This window comes from Dinghuibacter sp., from assembly GCF_035492835.1.
Classification (GTDB): domain Bacteria; phylum Bacteroidota; class Bacteroidia; order Chitinophagales; family Chitinophagaceae; genus Dinghuibacter.
In genome coordinates this window covers 1-3,801 of sequence record NZ_DATJIY010000142.1, presented here as the reverse complement: position 1 = coordinate 3,801, position 3,801 = coordinate 1, and the positions used below count along the sequence as shown (strand labels likewise).

The 3,801-nt window shown below is 60.8% G+C and carries 4 protein-coding genes; 3 read left to right on the top strand and 1 reads right to left on the bottom strand.

Translation table 11 applies throughout. The features are described 5' to 3' along the window. On the top strand, positions 1–431 hold a 431-nt coding region (locus VL547_RS13215), incomplete at its 5' end, for a VOC family protein (protein ID WP_325578489.1). A 31-nt stretch (positions 432–462) separates the two neighbouring features. Further along, positions 463–2,784 (top strand): ABC transporter permease, encoded by a 2,322-nt coding sequence (locus VL547_RS13210; protein WP_325578487.1) that lies wholly within the window; start codon positions 463–465, stop codon positions 2,782–2,784. Between the two features lie 61 nt (positions 2,785–2,845). Here VL547_RS13210 and VL547_RS13205 read toward each other — a convergent pair whose 3' ends face one another. Continuing rightward, the gene (locus VL547_RS13205) at positions 2,846–3,439 is read right to left on the bottom strand and encodes a hypothetical protein (protein WP_325578486.1); all 594 of its coding nucleotides are present in this window, start codon (positions 3,437–3,439) and stop codon (positions 2,846–2,848) included. A gap of 172 nt (positions 3,440–3,611) precedes the next feature. On the opposite strand from VL547_RS13205, the gene VL547_RS13200 reads away from it, so the two are divergent. Next, positions 3,612–3,801 (top strand): hypothetical protein (locus tag VL547_RS13200; protein ID WP_325578484.1); only part of this gene is annotated, 190 nt, incomplete at its 3' end.

Here is a 3,801-nt window from a genome sequence, read left to right as displayed (position 1 = left end):
AAGGGAAGGCCTACGAGATGCCTCCCCGCGAGGGAATCTCCATCGCGCACTTCCTCACCGTCGCCGACATCGAACGGTCGGCCCGGTATTACGAAAAGGTTTTTGACGGCCGTATTTTGAGCCGGGGCGACAATGACGGCGCGCCCGGGTATATCCAGATCGCCAACACGTGGCTCCTCGTCAATGTCGGCGGCGGCCCGACGCCCGACAAGCCGACGGTGACGCTCAGCACCCCGGACCCCGACCATATCAACAGCTTTATGAACATCCGCGTCGCGGATATCCAGGCGTGCTACGAGTTGTGGAAAAGCCGCGGCGCCGAGTTCATCACCCCGCCGATCCCCAAGTACGGCGAGATCCGCTGTTATATCCGCGACCCGGACGGGTATATTATCGAGGTTGGACAAAGCACCGATCTGACCTATGGGTAGACCGCGGTGATTGAACGTATATTTACATACCATGCTCCGCAGCTACCTCACCATCGCCATCCGCCACTTCCGGCGGAATACCCTCACTTCCCTGATCAACATCGGGGGCCTGATGCTTGGCCTCACGACCGGCATCCTTATCTGCCTGTTTGTCGTCTTTGCGTTTGGGTTCGACAAGTTCCACAAGGACTATAAGGCGATCCACCTGGTGGAGATGAACGAGACGTTCGCCGGTACGGAGTATACGGGGAACAGGACGCCCGCGCCGCTGGGTCCTGTTTTGCGGAGCGAAATACCGGGCCTGAAGAACGTCGTACGGGTAAGAGAGGAAGGCCAGACGCTGACCCGGTACGATGACAAGTCCCTCTATCAGCACGGCATATATGCGGAACCGGATTTCTTTACAGTCATGACCTTCCCGGCGGTGGAGGGCGATCCGGCGGCGACCCTTAGGGAGGGGAGCGGCGTGGTGCTGACGCAAAACGCCGCGCGGCGGCTGTTTGGTACGGACGCGGCCCTCGGTAAGATCGTCCTGCTGAATAACGCCCATCCGCTAAAGGTGGGCGCCGTCGTCCGGGACATACCGTTGAACAGCACGATCCAGTTTGACGTCGTCATGCCTTTTTCGCTGTTCGGGCCGGACAAAGCCGACTGGCATAACCGGACCGTCCAGACCTGGCTGCAGCTGCAACCCGGCGCCGACCTGGAAACCGTCAATCGTCAAATGACGGCGGCGCTGTTAAGCAATACCGATTTAAAACAAGCCTCGCTTTTTGCCTACCCGATCACCCGGCTGAACCTGTACGATAATTTCAAGGATGGAAAGCCTTATTGGGGTAAGGCATACCTCGTCCTGACCATGGCGTTTATCGCTTTCCTGACCCTGATGATCGCCTGTATCAATTTTATGAACCTCTCCACCGCCATGGCGGAACGACGCGCCCGTGAGGTGGGCGTCCGGAAGGTGCTTGGCGCCTCGCGGACGGTCATCATCGGCCAGTTCCTGGGCGAAGCGGTGTTACTGGCCATGGCGGCGCTGGTCCTGAGTATCGGGCTCGCCTACCTGGCGCTGCCGTGGTTTGCGGCGTTTGCCGAAGTCCCGCTGTACGGGCAGCTCGGCGATCCGTGGGTATGGGTACTGCTCGTCCTGATCGGCCTTTTTACCGGGTTGGTGGCGGGGAGCTACCCTGCGTTGTTCCTCAGCCGTTTTCACCCCGTAAAAGTACTGCAACGCCGGAGGGGAGGGCTTCTTCGTAAAAGCCTCGTGACGACGCAATTCGTCATATCCATATTCCTCGTGACCTCCACCATCGTCCTGGTCCGGCAGGTCCACTATGTAGAAAACCGGCCGCTGGGCTATGAGGCCTCCAACCTGATCGACGTCGTCGCGGATGGCGACCTGCCGGGGCGGTTCGAGCTGTTTAAACACCAGGTGGAAGACATACCCGGCGTCGTCGGCGTGACCGCCAGCACGTCCAACCTGGTGGGTGTCGGTGGCGCGCAGACGGGTTTGACGTGGCCGGGCAAAAACCCCGACCAGGACTTTGTGGTCAGCACCCTATGGGCCCAATACGACTGGACCAAAACGACGGGCCTGACGCTTGCCGAAGGGCGGGATTTCAGCCCGGACTTTGGCGCGGATAGCTCGGCCTGTCTCATCAACGAAACCGCTGTCGCAAAGATGGGTCTCCGGGAGCCTGTCCCCGGCACGACGATCGGCGGCAAAAAGGTGATTGGCGTGCTCCGGGATTATGTATTCAACTTTTCCGGCAAATCGGTCCAACCCCTCATCGTCTATTTCAGCAAGGGCAACCTGGGCCATTTCCTGATCCGGCTGACCAACGACGGGCAATGGAAAACGCACCTGCGCCAGATCGAGGCGGTGACCAGGACCCTGAACCCGGGGTATCCTTTTACCTTCCGTTTTGTCAACGAAGAATACCAACAGCAGTTCTCCAAGAATTTTGGCGTCGAGCAGCTCGCCGACCTCTTTACGGTGGCGGCTATCCTCATCTCGTGCCTGGGGCTCTTTGGCCTGGCGACCTTCCTGGTCGGGCAACGGAGCAAGGAGCTCAGCATCCGGAAGGTGTTGGGCGCGAGCCCGGCCGGTCTCTGGCTGTCACTGTCGGCAGAGATGCTCAAGCCCGTCGTCCTCGGTTTTGTCATCGCCGCGCCGCTCGCCGCCATCGCCCTGTCCGCCGCGCTAAAGGTCAGCGACTACCATATCCATCTCTCCTGGTGGATGTTCGCCGCCTCCGGCGCGGGAGCGGTGGGCATCGCCCTGGCGACGGTCAGCTACCAGGGTTTCCGCGCGGCGCGGGCGAATCCGGTGGATGCCCTACGGGCGGAGTAGAAAACAGGGATGCCATTGGCATAGGATTACCAATGGCATGGCCCTTGATGTCGGGTACTGCTCAGCGCTTCTCATCGGTTACGTGCAATACCTCCAGGAACTCCACCGCCCTGGCGGCCAGCTTGCCGGAGGCCGGGTAGTGGGCCGTTACCTTGACGAGCAGGGTGTCGCCTTTGCGGGCGTTGGCGGGTACGACGCCTTCGACCTCGAAAGCCGCCGCTTTGTCGCCTTTGGGATGCAGCGTCGTGCGGGCCGGCGTTTTCAAGTCTACAGCCTTCAACGTCCCCTTGAGCGATGGTTGGAGATACAACGGGAAGCTCTCACGGCTGCCGGCGGCGGTCAGGATCGCGCTGGCGAGGCGGACCTGGTTATTGTCGTTCCAGTCGGCGGGCAGGACGTGTGTCTCGACCGTGTATTCCACCGGTTCGGGCCAAATAGGTTTACGGTAAGCGAGGAACTTCAGCCGCCAGGGTTTGCCAATGAGAACCCACATCGAATCGGTATTGCGCCATGCCGAGCAACGCGGGTCGCCCGTGGCGCCGGGATCAGGGACCTCGGAGGCATCCGAAGCATCTGGGCAGGCCGCGGTCTGCGAATTGTAGATGCTAACGGCCGCGCAGCGGTGCTGACCCTCCGGGGCGCTGTGCCCCCGCACCGTCGAAAGCTACCGCGACGGGCTCTTCGAAAAATTCGGTTTCAAGACCCGCATCGGGTTGGTGTTGTATGCCTTCCGGAAGGGGATTATACAATTGTAACGGCCCGGCCCGCCGCCGATAACCTCGCTCAACGTCAACATTATCGATCCGGCACAGTAACTTTACGGCTTCGTGGAGAACCTAACCCCCCCAATAGTCGATTTCATCCGCCAGACGCGCGGCAACGTCTTTATCACGGGCAAAGCCGGCACCGGCAAGACAACGCTGCTGCACGAGATCAGGCGCCAGGCGGGTGGAAACCCGGTGGTCGTGGCTTATACCGCGGCGGCGGCGTTGAACGCCGGCGGCGTGACCATCAGCT